Here is a 14,270-nt window from a genome sequence, read left to right on the forward strand (position 1 = left end):
GTAGGCTTACCGTCATGAGGCTCCGTCACAGCAACGCGTCCGGCCGCGGATACCGCCGGGTCCCGGCCGGGACCGGGTTCAGCTACAAGGACCTGGACGGCTCAACGCTGCCCGCCGGGCCCGTGCGCGAACGGCTGGAAAGCATCGGCATCCCGCCGGCGTGGACGGACGTGTGGATAGCGCCCTACGACAACGGCCACATCCAGGCGACCGGACTCGACGCCGTGGGCCGGCGGCAGTACATCTACCATCCGGGCTGGCGGGAGCGGAAAGACCGGCTGAAGTTCGACCGTGCCCTGCAGCTCGCGGAAACCCTGCCGGCCGCGCGCCGGCTCGTGACCATGGACCTGCGTTCCGAGGGGCTGACGCGGGAACGGGTGCTCGCGGCCGCGTTCCGGATGCTGGACAGCGGATCGCTGCGGGTCGGTTCCGAACGGTACACCAACGAAAACGGCAGCCACGGCCTGGCTACGTTGCTCTGCGCCCATGTGGGGGTGAGGAAGGACGAGCTCAGGCTCAGCTTCCCCGCCAAGAGCGGGAAGACTTGGGATTCGCGGATCGCCGACGCCGACCTCGCCGCCGTCGTACGGCTGCTCAAGCGCCGCGGCGGGAACGCCAGGCTGCTGGCCTACAAGGATGGCCGCAGCTGGCATCCGGTCTCCAGCGCGGATATCAACGCGTACGTGAAGGAGCGGACAGGCGGCGATTTCACGGCCAAGGACTTCCGCACCCTCCGCGGGACTGTGGCGGCAGCGACCAGCCTGGCCCAGAGCGGGCCGCAGCGGCAGGTCTCCGCCCGGAAGCGCGCCGTCAGCCGGGCCATGCAGGACGCGGCGGCGGTCCTGGGGAACACGCCGTCGATCGCGCGGAAGAGCTATGTGGACCCCCGCATCCTGGACCATTTCGCGGCCGGGGACACCGTTGACCCGAAACGGCTCGCCTCCGCCGAGTCCGAGGTGCGGGCCCTGCTGTACCGCGAAGGCGACGTCGTATCCCTGCGGTGAGCTGCACTCGCGCTGCGATTCGGTTGGGCGGAGCCGCCCCTACATCCGGCCAAACCGGGCCCGGACCAGCGCAAAGACGCCGTACGCCACGAAACCGGCGCCGATCGCCAGGAGCAGGTAGGGGCCGAGGGCCTGGTCCCGCAACGCCTTGAGGCTGCCGTCCAGGCCCGTGGAGGATCCGGGGTTGTTCGTGGCCGCGGCCACCACGAACAGCAAGCCGGCCAGGATCAGCGCTGCCCCTTTGGCGGCGTGACCGGCCACGCCGAGGGCGCTGATCAGCTTGCCCCGGCGGGTTCCCTCGAAACGGTGCAGCTCCTCCTTGAACTTCTTTCCGAAGCCCTTGACGATGAAGTACACGCCGATCCCGATAATCGTCAGGCCCAACGCAATGAGCAGGGGAGCGCCGAGGGGACGGTTCATGACGGATTCGCTGAAGTCCCGGGTGGAATCGCCGGAATCGCTCCGGACGCCCGCGGCGAAGCTGGCAAACGTGAACCCGAGGCTGCCGTAGGCGATGCTGAGGAAGCCGGAGGAGATGAGCTTGCCCAGCCGTTCACCGCGCGGAAGATGACGGGCCCGCAGCGTGGCTTCACTCAGCTGCCAGAGCGACAGCCCGGCACACCCGAGCAGCCCGGCCCACATCACGGCCGGGCCCCAGGGGGTTGCCGCGAGCTGTTCAATGGCGCCCGTGGGCTCCGCCTGGCCTTGCGCACCGAAAGCCAGCTCAATGGCAATCGCGCCGATGATGATGTGAAGGAGCGCCATTACGGCGAAGCCGGCACGCGCGAGGATGTCGAGTGCCGTGCTGTTCGAGGCCGCCTCCGCGGTGGCGGCGGCTGCGCCGGCGGCTTCCCCTATTCCGGTGGCCTTGTCCGGCGTTTTTCCCGTCATGGCTGTGCCTCGAAACCTCATCCCGTCCGCGGAGCGGGCGTCCGGGTGCAATGGCGCTGATTCTACGCTGTTCAGCACCCGGCCGACCTCTCTGCTATCAACTTTTTCCTAAGTGTGCTTACCATAGCGGAGACATGGCTTCTTGGGGCCATGACGCTCGCGGGCGGTGCAGGCCACGCGCCCGCGGCGATTCCGGATTCGATCACAGACGATAGGAAGCTCAACATGGCAGGTAATCTCGTTGCCCGATCCATCCACGACCTCACCGCGGGCGCCTGGTTCGGCGGTTCACTGATGGGCGCCATCGGGCTGAATGGCGCGACGGCGGAAGCCAAGGACCCGGCCGAACGCACCCGGCTGTCGAGCCTGGGGTGGAAGAAGTGGGCCCCGTTCCAGACGGCCGCCTTCGGAGCGCACTTCCTCTCCGGACTGGCCGTCGTGTGGGAGAACAAGGGCCGGATGGCCAAGCAGGACGGCGTCACCCGGCTCACCGTCTACAAATCCATCGTCACCCTCGTCGGTGCCGCAGTCACCCTCTACGCAGGCGTGCAGGGCGCCAAGGTGGACAAACTGGCCGCCGAGGGCGCTGAAGGCGCCACCGAGCCCAAGCATGGCGCCTCTGAAGAGCTCCGCTCCGCGCAGCAGCAGCTGAAGATCCTGCAGTGGGCCATCCCGGTCTTCGCCGGCTGGGTCATCATCCTTGGTGCCAAGCACGGCGAGATGCAGCGTCCTAAGAACGTATTCCAGGGTCTCGCGCGTTAGATCCCGGCTCGCCGGGTTTCGGCCGCACGCTGGATCCAGGCCGTACGACGAAGGCCTCCGGGCGGAACGAAGGTTCCGGCCGGAGGCCTTTGTCGTGCTCGGGCGGCGTTTTGCTGCGGCCCGCGGCCGCCGCCTGGAGCAAGGTCTACCGCAGGGGCGACGCAGAACTAACCTCGGCTAGTCCTGGAGCCACTCCGCGCAGGAGTTCAGGTTCCGGTTGACGCTGTCGACGGCGGCGGCCTCGTCGCGTGTCTCAATGGCATCCACCAGCTCGCCGTGGCCTTCGTGGGGGAGGCCGTTGAAGCCGCCGCGGCGCTGTTGCCGCAGCAGGTCATTGTGGAAGACCTCGCCGAAGCTGACGTACAGCTCGTGCAGCAGGGGATTTCCCGACGCCTGCGCCACCAGAACGTGGAAGTCCCAATCGGCCCGTCCCCAGGCGGCAAAGTCCCCGGAGAGCCAGGCTGCGCGTCGTTGCTCCAGGAGCCCGCGCATGGCGGCGACGTCGCCGGCCGTCGCATGGCGGGCGGCGAGCCTGGCGGCCTGGGTGTCCAGCCCCACGCGGACTTCAAGGATGTGCTCCTGGGTGTGGTCCCGGTACATGCGCTGGGCGGCGCCGGACATTTCGCTCGTGGCACGAACATACGTGCCGTCACCGCGGCGGACCTCCAGCATGCCGCTGTGCGCCAGCGCCTTGATGGCCTCGCGAAGCGTTCCGCGGGAGACCCCCAGGACAGCCATCAGCTCGGGCTCGGCCGGGATCCGCCGCTGCAGCGGCCATTCCCCCGAATGGATGAGTTCGCGCAGCTTGGCGGTGATTTCCTCGACCAGCGGCGGCCGGTGCGACGCGGTGAGTGTCATCGCGGCGTCCTTTCGGCGGACTCCGGGGAAGTGCGCCGGAGCTGCGCGGGCGGCGGGGTTGCGGGCCGCGGGTGCGTCGGCTTCAGGTCTTTGGGGCGGCCCGTGAGGAGGTGCCCGACCACGACCTGGCCGAGGGCCACGGCCAGCAGCAGTGCCAGGGGCAGAGTCCAGGAGTTGGTGGCGCTGTGCAGCAGGCCCATGCCGAAGGGCCCGGCGGTCGCCAGCAGATACCCGGCCGACTGGGCCACGGTGGACAGCGCGGTGGTCTCCGCGGTGGTGCGCCCGCTGCGGCTGATCATCACCATGACCAGCGGGAAGATGCCGAGCCCGAAACCCAACAGCACCGCCGTCAGGGGGGCCCAGCCGACCGGCAGGACCAGCATCGCGAGGACGCCGAGCGCCATTGTCACGGTGGCCAGATAAAACGCGGTCCGCAGCATCCGCGGGCGCGAGCCGATGGCGACCAGCACCATGCCGGCGGGGACAGAGACGAGCTGCATGAGCCCGAACATCAGCCCGCTGCCGGAGGCCGTGAGTCCCATCGTGGCCAGCATGTAGGGGAACCAGCTCAGGACGGAGTAGGCCAGGAGCGCCTGCACCGTGAAGCCAAGGGTGATCAGCGCGCCCGTGCGGGTCCGCAGCAGGGGCCACGGGGAAATCCGGGCGGCCTTGACCGTGGAGGCGTTGCGGTGGGCGTGCACGGCGATCGGCAGGAAGCCGAGGCAGGCGCACAAGGCCAGGAGGCCGATTGACCCGACCCCCGCGGAGGGCGATCCCAGTGCCTGTGCCACGGGGACGATCAGCACGGCGGTGACGGTGGCGCCCGTGGTCATGGTCACCGTGTACAGGGCCGTCATGAGGGACGTGCGGTCCGCGAAGTGCACCCGGATGAACGCGGGCATCGCCACGTTGCAGATGGCCAGCCCCGACATGCCCGCCACGGTCCCGGCGAGCAGCATCCCGGTGGAGGGAATGCCCCGGAGCAGGAGACCCGCGGCCAGCATCACGAGCGACAGCAGGATGGACTTTTCGAGACCGAGGTGGCGGGTGAGCCAGGATGTGGCGGCCCCTGCCACCGCGAAACACAGTGTGGGAATCGACGGGAGCAGGGCGGCGATCAGGGGCCCGTAGCCCAGGGTGGCCTGGAGGTCGTGGAAGAGTGCGGCCGAACCCGTGATGCCGGCGCGCAGGTTCAGGCCGATCAGCACGAGCGCGACGACACCGGCAACAATGACGCCGCGCGGGCGGCCGACGCCGGGGGGAGCTGTCTGGGGAAGGGCGGAGACCGCCGTGCTGCTAGCCATTGTTAAAGGTTAGACGTTTGACGTTTGGGCCCTAGCCTTTAGTGGCGAAGATCTCGGAAAGTGACAACGGAGACGACGCCAGGAAGCAAGGCGGGGAGGAGGGGTCCGGTGTCAGCGCGGGTGGCGCGCACCCAGCCGCTGCACGGCCAGCGCCAGCCAGAGCTGGACCCGGTCCTGCGTCTGGGCCGGGTCGTACCCGGTGAGCTCGGTGATCTGGGCCAGCCGGTAGCGGACGGTATTCCGGTGCAGGGTGAGCTCCTCGGCGACGGCAGCCACCGAGCCGTTGTTGTTGAGGTAGCTCTCCAGCGTGGTCATGAGCTCGGCCCCGTGCGCGGCATCGAAGGTCCGGAGCGGATTCAGGGACTCGTTGGCCATGTCCGCCAGCGGAACGTCCTCGCTGGCCAGCAGCAGCGACGTCAGGCTCAGCCGTTCGGGCTCGTTGACCGGCAGTCCGTGGCTGGCGGCGTCGCGGGCCTCGAAGTAGCTCCAGCGCAGGCCGTTCGGCTTTGTGTAGGCCCCCCCGATGCCGATCGTGGCGTGGATTCCGGCCTCGGCCAGATGGTCGCTGAGGCTCCTGGCGAGGGCAATGGCGCCGCTGCCGTCGTCGGGGACCACCGCTACCAGGTCCTTCCCGACGACGGCGCTCACCGCCTTCTCGAGCGGCTGCGGCAGCGAGGAAGCGCTCAGCTGCTTTTGGTGGGGCGCGGATTCGGCCAGGAGGACCACGTTCTTGCGGGTCGTGTTGATGCCGACACCCGCGAGCCGCCGGGCGGCTTCGCTGGCCTCCAGGGTCCCGTGGATCACGTCCTCCAGGACCTGCCCGGCGAGGGCCCGCTGGGCCTGGCGCTGCTTGACCATGTTGTTGAGCTCGACGCTGATCAGGTTCTGCGCATAGCTGACGATTCCTGTGTCCTCGAAGGGCTGCTTCACCCAGAGTGTGCAGGCATCGCGGCGGCCGGTGGGGATGGGGTAGGACGCCCAGCCTTCGGCCGTGGGGGCGGCGCGGCCGGGCATGCTGTTGTAGAGCTGGGCGGTGAACTGGGTGAGGACGATCTCGGTGCGCAGCATGGAGCCCAGGTGCTTCAGGAGTTCGGCGAGACCGCCCCCGGTCAGCAGGGCCCGGGCCAGGATCTGGTGCCCGGCGATGAGGCGTTCGAGTTTGGCGAAGTGGTCCGCGGACTGGGCGTCGGCCACGAGCTTGCCGATGGCGATGAACGGCGTCTCGTACGGCACCTCCACCACGGGCAGCCCCCAGCGGTTGGCCTCGGCGATCAGGGCAGGCGGCACGGCGTCGTGCGTCAGGCCGATCCCGAAACCGATCCCCACCGCGCCGGCGCGCTGGACCTGGCGGACGAAGCGGCGCTGCTCCGGGGCGCTCTTGAGCCGCATCCCGGTTGTCAGGATCAGTTCCCCGCCGTTGAGGAAGCGCTGCGGATCCTCCTGCTCGGTGACGGCCACCCAGAGAATGTCCTGGTGCCAGGTGGTCTCGGCGAGGCCGGCCTTGGTGAGTTTGAGGGACGGAACCCCCAGCAATGCGGCGAGTGAAATGGCCATGGATTCAGGATAGCCGCGCGCTGGACAAGCGCACTAAAAGCACCGAAGGACGGTGTGCAGGTGCCTATTCCCTGGCTTGGCCGGCTGGCATAGGCTCGTGAGCAGTCGCACGTCCGCTCATCATGTACTGACTGAGTACGAGAACAGCACGAAAGAGGTTGTACACCGTGGTTCAAACCTTGCAGAACTTCATCAACGGCGAGTTCGTCACCCCCGCCGGAACCGGGATGCTGGACATCGTCAACCCCACAAACGGTGACGTCGTGGCGAAATCGCCCATCTCCGTGCTGGCCGACGTCGACGCCGCCATGTCGGCCGCGAAAGACGCCTTCAAGACCTGGAAGCACACGACGCCGGGGCAGCGCCAGCTCATGCTGCTCAAGCTCGCCGACGCCGTCGAGGCCAACAGCGACGAGCTTGTCGAGGCCCAGCACCGCAACACCGGCCAGGTCCGGTCCCTCATTGCCTCCGAGGAAGTCGCCGCCGGCGCCGACCAGCTGCGCTTCTTCGCCGGTGCCGCCCGCATCATGGAAGGCAAGTCCGCCGGCGAGTACTTCGAAGGCCACACCTCCTACGTCCGGCGCGAACCCATTGGCGTCGTCGCCCAGGTGGCGCCGTGGAACTACCCCTTCCTCATGGCCATCTGGAAGATCGGCCCCGCCCTGGCCGCCGGCAACACCGTGGTGCTCAAGCCCTCCGACACCACCCCGGAATCCACCCTGGTGCTGGCCCGGCTGGCCGGCGGGATCTTCCCCGCCGGCGTGCTGAACGTCATCCTCGGCACCGGCGAGACCGGCGCCATGATGGTGGAGCACAAGGTCCCCGGCCTCGTCTCGATCACCGGATCCGTCCGGGCCGGCATCGCCGTCGCCTCGGGCGCCGCCAAGGGCCTCAAACGCGCCCACCTGGAGCTCGGCGGGAAGGCCCCCGCGGTGGTGTTCGCGGACGCCGACATCAAGAAGAGTGCCGCGGCCATCGCCGAGTTCGCCTTCTTCAACGCCGGCCAGGACTGCACGGCGATCGCCCGCGTGCTGGTCCAGGACGCCGCCTATGACGATCTCATCGCCGCCCTCGTGGAGCACACGAAGACCCTCCGCACCGGCTCCCAGAACGACGAGGACAACTACTTCGGCCCGCTCAACAACGTCAACCACTTCAATTCGGTGGCGTCCGTCGTCGAGCACCTGCCGGCGAACTGCAGGATCGAGACCGGCGGGCACCGCGCGGGGGAGAAGGGCTTCTTCTTCGAGCCGACCATCGTCACCGGCGCCAAGCAGAGCGATGACATTGTCCAGAAGGAAACGTTCGGCCCGGTCATCACGGTGCAGAAGTTCAGCACCGAGCACGAGGCCGTGGAAATGGCGAACGACGTCGACTACGCCCTGGCCTCCAGCGTCTGGACGACGAACCACGGCACCGCGATGCGCCTGAGCCGGGACCTCGACTTCGGCGCGGTCTGGATCAACACCCACATCCTCCTCACCGCCGAAATGCCGCACGGAGGCTTCAAGCAGTCCGGCTACGGCAAGGACCTGTCCATGTACGGCGTCGAGGACTACACCCGCATCAAGCACGTCATGAGCGCGTTGGACGCATAACACCGATGCATAACGCCGACGCATAACGCCGATGCATAACGCCGACGCATAACGCCGTCGCGTGGTCCCCACCGGCGCCCTAACCTCGCTCCGCTTCGGCCAGGGAACCCTGCCGGCGTGGCCCCCTTCAGTCAAGAAAGGCTTTCCATGACCACCACCGCACATGACATCACCTACCGGCTTGAGCAGAAGCGCCGCGTCCAGGCCGACTTCCCGGGCCCCAAGTCCCTCGCCCTGACCGAACGCCGCAAGGCCGTGGTCGCCGCGGGCGTCGCGTCCAGCGTTCCCGTGTTCGTCGCCGACGCCGACGGCGGCATCATCCACGACGTCGACGGCAACTCCTTCATCGACCTCGGCGCCGGCATCGCCGTGACCAGCGTTGGCGCGTCCGACCCCGCCGTCGTCGGCGCCGTGAAGGAAGCCGTGGAGCACTTCACCCACACCTGCTTCATGGTCACTCCCTACGAAGGCTATGTCGCCGTCGCCGAGCAGCTGAACCGCCTGACCCCGGGCGGCCACGAGAAGCGCACGGTGCTCTTCAACTCCGGCGCCGAAGCTGTCGAAAACGCCGTCAAGGTGGCCCGCCTGGCCACCGGCCGGGACGCCGTCGTCGCCTTTGACCACGCCTACCACGGCCGCACCAACCTGACCATGGCCCTGACCGCCAAGGCGATGCCGTACAAAACCAACTTCGGCCCGTTCGCGCCCGAGGTCTACCGCATGCCGATGAGCTACCCGTTCCGCGAGGAAAACCCGGAGATCACCGGTGCCGAGGCCGCGAAGCGCGCCATCACCATGATCGAAAAGCAGATCGGCGGCGAGCAGGTCGCCGCGATCATCATCGAACCGATCCAGGGCGAGGGTGGCTTCATCGTCCCCGCGGACGGGTTCCTGCCCGCACTCGCTGCCTGGGCCAAGGACAAGGGCATCGTCTTCATCGCCGATGAGGTCCAGTCCGGCTTCTGCCGCACGGGCGAGTGGTTCGCCGTGAACCACGAAGGCGTCATCCCGGATATCATCACCATGGCCAAGGGCATCGCCGGCGGCATGCCGCTCTCGGCCATCACCGGCCGGGCGGACCTCCTCGACGCCGTCCACCCGGGGGGCCTCGGCGGCACCTACGGCGGGAACCCGGTGGCCTGCGCCGCCGCCCTGGCCGCCATCGGCTCGATGGAACAGTACGACCTCAACGCCCGGGCCCGGCACATCGAGGACATTGCCCTCGGCAAGCTGCGCGACCTCGCCACAGCGCTTGGTGACAGTTCCGTGATCGGTGACGTCCGCGGCCGCGGCGCGATGCTGGCCATCGAGCTGGTCCAGCCGGGCTCGAAGGAACCCAACCCGGAGCTGACCAAGGCCGTCGCAGCCGCCTGCCTCAAGGAGGGCGTCATCATCCTCACCTGCGGCACCTACGGCAACGTCATCCGGCTCCTGCCGCCGCTGGTCATCAGCGACGAACTCCTGCTGGACGGCCTCGAGGTCCTGGCAGCCGCCATCAAGGCCAACGCGTAACGATTGACGAGCAGAGCCGCGGACGGTAAGTCCGCGGCTCTGCCGTTGTTCCGGGTGCGCTATTTCCAGGCTGCTGCGTCGAGCTGGACCGCGACGACGTACAGGTGCTGGCCTTGCTCGATCTTCTCGACCTCATAGACGCGGACCTTGGTCTGCGGGACGGTCCCGACCGGACGGCCGACGCCGATCCCGTAGCTGAGAACGCCCTCGAAGTCACCGGCCGGGGCGAAGCTCGTCAGGGCCTTGTATCCGATGGCAGGGGCCGGTGAGTTCTTGATGGTGCTCCCCGTGCCGTCCGCGGTGTGGGCCTGGGCGCCGTGGAACACGACCTTCAGGATGCTGCCGCTGCCAGGCAACGGAATCGGCAGGCCGCTACCGTCGGCGAGCAGCGCGGGGACGAACCCGACGTCGTAGCTGGGGAAGCCGCCGTTGAACCGGAAGCTCAGCTGGTCATACGGCGGGGCGTCGGAGGGATGCTGGCCTGCGCCGATGCTGTAGAGCGTGGGCAGCGGAGCGGCCGGCGGAGGCGCGATGGGCACAGCGTTCTGGTGGTCCGTGTGGAACGACGTCCCCTGGCCGGGCCAGGACCAGTCGTGCGTGATCGTGGAGGAAATCACAGTGTCACCTGACTGCGGGGGCGCCGTCTCGTCCGAATCGGCGGGTACCGTGGCCGACGCCGGCGGGCTCCCCGGGGCTGGGGACGTGGCGGTGGCCGAGGACGTGGCTGAGGCCGTCGGGCTGCTTGCGCCGGGTTGCGGCGCGGACGGTGTGCAGGCCGAGAGGACCAGCAGGAGGGTCAGGGTTCCCAACCCGGCATTCCTCGCCCCGGGTATGCGGCTGGCGATGGCATTCATGGCTGGCTCCCCTCGATGGGTCCAGCCTAGGCACGGAAGATTGCCCTGCTCAGGGCCATAAGTCACCCCTATTCGGGCCCGCGCTGGGCTAGAGTCGTTCCTACCACTGCAGGAACGCAGACCGGCCGACGTCGCCCGGCACCCCCGGAGCAAGGCTGGCTTCTGCCCCAGACCCGTAAGGGGTTCATACATGCGATACGTAGTTGGCTACACCCCCGGCGAACGCGGCGCAGACGCCGTTGCCCTGGCCTCGGCCATGGCCCGCGCCCAGGGGGCGCACCTCGACCTGGTCTATGTGGTGGACCGGCGCACGCCCTACGTGGCCATGAACCCCGAGGGACGCCGAGTCAGCGCCGCCGAGCAGCAGGTGCTCACGGCCGAGCGCCAGGGCCTGGCCATTGTTCCCGAGGGCCTGGAGGCGCGGTTCCACGTCCGGCAGGCGGACTCGTTCGCCGCGGGCCTCATCGATGCGGCCGTGGAATACAAGGCCGGCCTGATCGTCGTCGGCGCCGCGAACAACGGCATCTTCAAGCGGTACTCCGTCGGCAGCGTGGCCAACGCCCTGCTGCACGCCGCGCCGGTACCGGTGGCGCTCGCCCCCCGCGGCTACCGCCACACGGAGCCCATCACCCGGCTGACCCTCGCCGTCGGCCAGCGCGCCGGAGCGGAGGCCGCGATCGACGTCGCGATCGAATCCGCGAAACGCCGCGGCGTACCGCTGCGGCTCGTCTCGCTTGTCGAGCTCGACGCCGAGGGGGACGGCGGGGAGAACATCAATGCCGCCCACATCCACGCCAACACCGTCCTCGCCGCAGCCGCCAACCGGTTGCCCGAAGGACACCATGTCAGTGTCGAAGTGGCGCACGGCCGTACCATCGAGGAAGCGATCGATGACCTTGAGTGGGACGACGGGGAAATCATGATCGTGGGTTCCTCCCGCCTGGCGGAAAAGAACAAGCTCTTCATTGGCAGCACGGCCAACAAGGTGCTCCGGGCCCTGCCCGTCCCGATGGTCGTGGTCCCGCGTGACTACGAGCGGGTCGATACCGTTCCGGAGGACTGACCGACCGGACCGGGCCGCCCTAGGCCTTGCGCCGGGCCAGGACCGCCCAGTAGCCGGGAACCCGGCCCGGGGGACCGCCCGGTTCCATCGGCACGGTGTCCAGGCCGGCGGGTCCCTCGGCGACCAGTGCCCAGCGCGCTTCCGGGAACACCCGGGACCTCTCCGCCGGGCCGAAATGCCCCGGCTTGGGGAGGGTGGAGATCGCCTGGCGCAGCGGGCCCGGGATCCGGAGACCGGAGGCGCCGAGTCCACGCAGGTAGTTCAAGGCGCCGCCCGGGACGTTGGACTCGACCAGGTAGATCCGGCCCTGGGAGCCGAGCAGCGACTCGATTGAGCGGACAAGCCGCCTCTGCCGGCGACGGCTCAGGACGTGGAACACGCCGCGGACAAAGACGTTGACGTCGCCCAGCTCGCGTGAGAGGGCCGTGACTGCCCCCTCCTGCGTGGCATCGAGCGCCCGGAACGTCAGCCGCGTCATGTCTGGATTCGCTGTTCCGGCGGCTGCCACCGCCGCCCGGGAGACATCAATCCCCACCACGGACGGGAAGACCTCGGTCAGTCTCCGCGAGATCGAGCCGTGGCCGCAACCGATGTCGACGACGGGAAGGGCGGTATTCAGTCTGCCGGCGGCCAGCTCAAGATGCCGGTCGGTTTCCTCGCCCCGGGCCGCATTCCAGATGACGGGTTCGCTGAGGGAGCCTTCCGAAATGCCGAGCCAGAACGCATCCCAAAGCCTGTCCGGGTGGCGGGGGACACGGAAGGACAACGCTGCAACCCGGGCGGTCAGGCGGACATTATCCGCGGCCCGGCGCAGGCCGCCGGACCGGACAGTTCCGCTCATGCACCCGCCCCGTCCGCGACGCCCGCCCCGTCCGCGACGCCCGCCCCGTCCGCGACGCCCGCGACGCCCGCGCCGCTCAACAAGGCGGTCATACCCGCCGCGGGCAGGGGCCGGCTGAAGAAATAGCCCTGGCCAAATTCGCAGTTCAACCGGCGCAGCTTCTCCGCCTGCTCAGGGTGTTCGATGCCCTCTGCCACGGCGCCGAGTCCGGCGGAATGGATAAGCTGCAGGATGGCCGCGACAAACCCCTCCTGCTGGCGGTCCGTGGCCACGGCATCGATGAGGGACTTGTCGATCTTGGCTCGTTCGGCCGGAAGTGCGCGCAGGTAGCTGATGGACGAATAGCCCGTGCCGAAGTCGTCGATTTCGATCGCGATGCCCAGTTCATTGAGGGACTTCATGGTGGCCGCGACTTCCGGGCCGCCGCGCATGATGGCCGTCTCCGTGATCTCGATGGCGATGTCAGTGGGGTCCACGTGGTGCAGCGCCAGGAGCCCCTGGACATAGGGGGCCAGATCGACATGGTGGAGGTCGGCCGGTGAGAGATTGATGTGGGTACTGAAGCTGGCCGGAAGCCCGGGCCCGTCCTTCCAGCGGCCGGTCTGCGCGATGGCGTTCCGGAGGACCCAGTGGCCGATTTCCACTGTAAGTCCGGCTTCATCGGCGGCGTCCAGGAAGGATTCGGGTGACAGCAGTCCCAGAGCCGGATGGCGCCAGCGGATCAGGGCCTCGGCCCCTGCGATCCCGCCGCTGCGAAGGTCCACGATCGGCTGGTAGTGGAGTTCGAGCTCGTCGGAGGCCAGCGCCGTCCTGAGCTCCGACACCAGATGGACCCGCTCTTTGGCCGCTTCATGCATGGCTTTGGAATAGACCAGGAGGCTGTCCCTGCCGAGCTTCTTTGCCTCGTGCATCGCGATGTTGGCGTCCCGGATGAGTTCCTCGCCGCCCAGCCCCTGTTCGCCCAGCCGCACGCCTGTTCCCGCCGTCAGCGCGACGGCGATGCCGCCGGCAACGATCCTGTCCTTCAGCGTCTCGCTCAGCCGGGAGGCGATCTGCACTATGGCCTCGGGCTCATGGTCCACGACAAGGACGGCGAACTCGTCGCCGCTGAGCCGGGCAATGACGTGCGGCGGCCCCACCACGGCGCTGAGCCGGAGGGCAGCCTCCTTGAGGACGGCGTCTCCCGCGGCATGGCCCAGGCTGTCGTTGATCAAGCGGAACGAGTCGAGGTCCAGAAGGATAAGGCCGGGCCGGCTTCCTCCGGCGTCCACGGCTTCAGCGACTTTTTCGCGCAGCAGTGAGGGGCTTGCCAGCCCGGTGAGCTCGTCAGTATTGATGACCCGCCGCAGTTCCGCCTTGGCCGCTTCCAGCAGGGCAGTGCGTTCGATCACGCGTTCTTCCAGGCTCTCGTACATGCTCTGGAGCTCTTCCGCGAGCAGGTTGATGCCTGTGGTTACGGCGTCGATACCGTCCCGGGCCGGCGAAACTTGCAGGCGGTTCGAGAGGCCGCCCGACGATAGTAAGACAATGCCGTCCACGAGTTCTTCGAGGCGGCGGTCGTCCTCAGATCCCGTCATCGCCGTGCGAGGCCAGCCAGCGGATCGCCTCGTCGTTGCTGGTGAAGAATCTCGTAGGCACGGGGGCGGAGTTGACGCCCAGGAAGAAGTTGGCGAGGACCCGGTCAACAGCCGACGTCCCCAGCAGCGCGATTGCCGACGCGTCGCAGCGTTGGGAAAAGACGGTACGCGCGGCCCGGCTGACTGATTCCGTGGTGGCCATATCGATCAGCAGCGGCGTCGGCCGCCCTCCGCACAACTCGTTGACGCGGTCCATGGCCCGCTGGGCGTCCGGCGCGTCGATCACGACGCCCCGGCCCCAGACAAGGTGCAGGAAGCCGTTGGCGTCGAAGTCAAGGGAAGCGATGTCGGCGTCGCCCGGGCTGTCAAAATCCATGTCTGGCACCAGCAATCCTATTTCCGGCTCAAAGGGTCCACTCAAGATGAGACTAACCCACCGAGCGGCCCCGGCG

At 68.4% G+C, this 14,270-nt stretch carries 13 protein-coding genes; 5 read left to right on the forward strand and 8 right to left on the reverse strand.

Features of this window, described 5'->3' with window-relative positions:
• Nucleotides 1–14 precede the first annotated feature (14 nt).
• Complete coding sequence (locus AC1DES_RS01525; RefSeq protein WP_476893923.1) at nucleotides 15–1,004, forward strand: DNA topoisomerase IB; 990 nt, start codon at nucleotides 15–17, stop codon at nucleotides 1,002–1,004.
• A 39-nt stretch (nucleotides 1,005–1,043) separates the two neighbouring features.
• On the opposite strand, the gene AC1DES_RS01530 is transcribed toward AC1DES_RS01525, so the two are convergent.
• A complete protein-coding gene (locus AC1DES_RS01530; RefSeq protein ID WP_476893924.1) occupies nucleotides 1,044–1,895 on the reverse strand; it encodes a DUF1206 domain-containing protein in 852 nt (283 codons plus the stop codon).
• A 225-nt stretch (nucleotides 1,896–2,120) separates the two neighbouring features.
• Between AC1DES_RS01530 and AC1DES_RS01535 the strand changes: the two genes are divergently transcribed.
• The gene (locus AC1DES_RS01535) at nucleotides 2,121–2,657 is read left to right on the forward strand and encodes a hypothetical protein (protein WP_476893925.1); all 537 of its coding nucleotides are present in this window, start codon (nucleotides 2,121–2,123) and stop codon (nucleotides 2,655–2,657) included.
• A 177-nt stretch (nucleotides 2,658–2,834) separates the two neighbouring features.
• On the opposite strand, the gene AC1DES_RS01540 is transcribed toward AC1DES_RS01535, so the two are convergent.
• The 3 genes from AC1DES_RS01540 to AC1DES_RS01550 all read right to left on the reverse strand — a co-directional run bounded on the left by AC1DES_RS01540 (nucleotide 2,835) and on the right by AC1DES_RS01550 (nucleotide 6,373).
• Entirely contained in the window at nucleotides 2,835–3,515 is a 681-nt protein-coding gene (locus AC1DES_RS01540) for a FadR/GntR family transcriptional regulator (protein WP_476893926.1), read from the reverse strand.
• Nucleotides 3,512–4,819 carry an MFS transporter gene (locus AC1DES_RS01545; RefSeq protein ID WP_476893927.1) on the reverse strand — a complete coding sequence of 436 codons (1,308 nt, stop codon included), beginning with the start codon at nucleotides 4,817–4,819 and terminating at the stop codon, nucleotides 3,512–3,514. The genes AC1DES_RS01540 and AC1DES_RS01545 overlap by 4 nt, the downstream gene beginning before the upstream one ends.
• A gap of 111 nt (nucleotides 4,820–4,930) precedes the next feature.
• Entirely contained in the window at nucleotides 4,931–6,373 is a 1,443-nt protein-coding gene (locus AC1DES_RS01550) for a PucR family transcriptional regulator (protein WP_476893928.1), read from the reverse strand.
• Between the two features lie 167 nt (nucleotides 6,374–6,540).
• On the opposite strand from AC1DES_RS01550, the gene AC1DES_RS01555 reads away from it, so the two are divergent.
• Both AC1DES_RS01555 and gabT read left to right on the forward strand, forming a co-directional pair.
• Nucleotides 6,541–7,971: a gamma-aminobutyraldehyde dehydrogenase gene (locus AC1DES_RS01555; protein ID WP_476893929.1), complete on the forward strand. Its 1,431-nt coding sequence runs from the start codon at nucleotides 6,541–6,543 to the stop codon at nucleotides 7,969–7,971.
• Between the two features lie 147 nt (nucleotides 7,972–8,118).
• Entirely contained in the window at nucleotides 8,119–9,483 is a 1,365-nt protein-coding gene (gene gabT, locus AC1DES_RS01560; RefSeq protein WP_476893930.1) for a 4-aminobutyrate--2-oxoglutarate transaminase, read from the forward strand.
• 59 nt (nucleotides 9,484–9,542) lie between these two features.
• Here gabT and AC1DES_RS01565 read toward each other — a convergent pair whose 3' ends face one another.
• The gene (locus AC1DES_RS01565) at nucleotides 9,543–10,337 is read right to left on the reverse strand and encodes an AMIN-like domain-containing (lipo)protein (RefSeq protein ID WP_476893931.1); all 795 of its coding nucleotides are present in this window, start codon (nucleotides 10,335–10,337) and stop codon (nucleotides 9,543–9,545) included.
• Nucleotides 10,338–10,527: 190 nt separating this feature from the next.
• Between AC1DES_RS01565 and AC1DES_RS01570 the strand changes: the two genes are divergently transcribed.
• Nucleotides 10,528–11,400, forward strand: a complete 873-nt coding sequence (locus AC1DES_RS01570) for a universal stress protein (protein ID WP_476893932.1) — start codon at nucleotides 10,528–10,530, stop codon at nucleotides 11,398–11,400.
• A 19-nt stretch (nucleotides 11,401–11,419) separates the two neighbouring features.
• On the opposite strand, the gene AC1DES_RS01575 is transcribed toward AC1DES_RS01570, so the two are convergent.
• Genes AC1DES_RS01575 through AC1DES_RS01585 form a run of 3 tightly spaced genes read right to left on the reverse strand, consistent with a single transcriptional unit; the run spans nucleotide 11,420 to nucleotide 14,194 of the window.
• Complete coding sequence (locus tag AC1DES_RS01575) at nucleotides 11,420–12,241, reverse strand: methyltransferase domain-containing protein (RefSeq protein ID WP_476893933.1); 822 nt, start codon at nucleotides 12,239–12,241, stop codon at nucleotides 11,420–11,422.
• Entirely contained in the window at nucleotides 12,238–13,818 is a 1,581-nt protein-coding gene (locus AC1DES_RS01580; protein ID WP_476893934.1) for a putative bifunctional diguanylate cyclase/phosphodiesterase, read from the reverse strand. The genes AC1DES_RS01575 and AC1DES_RS01580 overlap by 4 nt, the downstream gene beginning before the upstream one ends.
• Complete coding sequence (locus tag AC1DES_RS01585; RefSeq protein ID WP_476894212.1) at nucleotides 13,805–14,194, reverse strand: DUF7793 family protein; 390 nt, start codon at nucleotides 14,192–14,194, stop codon at nucleotides 13,805–13,807. The genes AC1DES_RS01580 and AC1DES_RS01585 overlap by 14 nt, the downstream gene beginning before the upstream one ends.
• Between the last annotated feature and the right edge of the window lie 76 nt (nucleotides 14,195–14,270).

This window comes from Arthrobacter sp. 05T442, from assembly GCF_056395945.1.

Excerpts from the sequence above, each read along its gene's own strand:
- AC1DES_RS01585 (WP_476894212.1), bottom strand. The coding sequence starts at position 14,194 with ATGGATTTTGACAGCCCGGGCGACGCCGACATCGCTTCCCTTGACTTC.
- AC1DES_RS01525 (WP_476893923.1), top strand. The coding sequence starts at position 15 with ATGAGGCTCCGTCACAGCAACGCGTCCGGCCGCGGATACCGCCGGGTC.
- AC1DES_RS01540 (WP_476893926.1), bottom strand. The coding sequence starts at position 3,515 with ATGACACTCACCGCGTCGCACCGGCCGCCGCTGGTCGAGGAAATCACC.
- AC1DES_RS01545 (WP_476893927.1), bottom strand. The coding sequence starts at position 4,819 with ATGGCTAGCAGCACGGCGGTCTCCGCCCTTCCCCAGACAGCTCCCCCC.
- gabT (WP_476893930.1), top strand. The coding sequence starts at position 8,119 with ATGACCACCACCGCACATGACATCACCTACCGGCTTGAGCAGAAGCGC.
- AC1DES_RS01580 (WP_476893934.1), bottom strand. The coding sequence starts at position 13,818 with ATGACGGGATCTGAGGACGACCGCCGCCTCGAAGAACTCGTGGACGGC.
- AC1DES_RS01570 (WP_476893932.1), top strand. The coding sequence starts at position 10,528 with ATGCGATACGTAGTTGGCTACACCCCCGGCGAACGCGGCGCAGACGCC.
- AC1DES_RS01530 (WP_476893924.1), bottom strand. The coding sequence starts at position 1,895 with ATGACGGGAAAAACGCCGGACAAGGCCACCGGAATAGGGGAAGCCGCC.
- AC1DES_RS01575 (WP_476893933.1), bottom strand. The coding sequence starts at position 12,241 with ATGAGCGGAACTGTCCGGTCCGGCGGCCTGCGCCGGGCCGCGGATAAT.
- AC1DES_RS01550 (WP_476893928.1), bottom strand. The coding sequence starts at position 6,373 with ATGGCCATTTCACTCGCCGCATTGCTGGGGGTTCCGTCCCTCAAACTC.
- AC1DES_RS01565 (WP_476893931.1), bottom strand. The coding sequence starts at position 10,337 with ATGAATGCCATCGCCAGCCGCATACCCGGGGCGAGGAATGCCGGGTTG.
- AC1DES_RS01535 (WP_476893925.1), top strand. The coding sequence starts at position 2,121 with ATGGCAGGTAATCTCGTTGCCCGATCCATCCACGACCTCACCGCGGGC.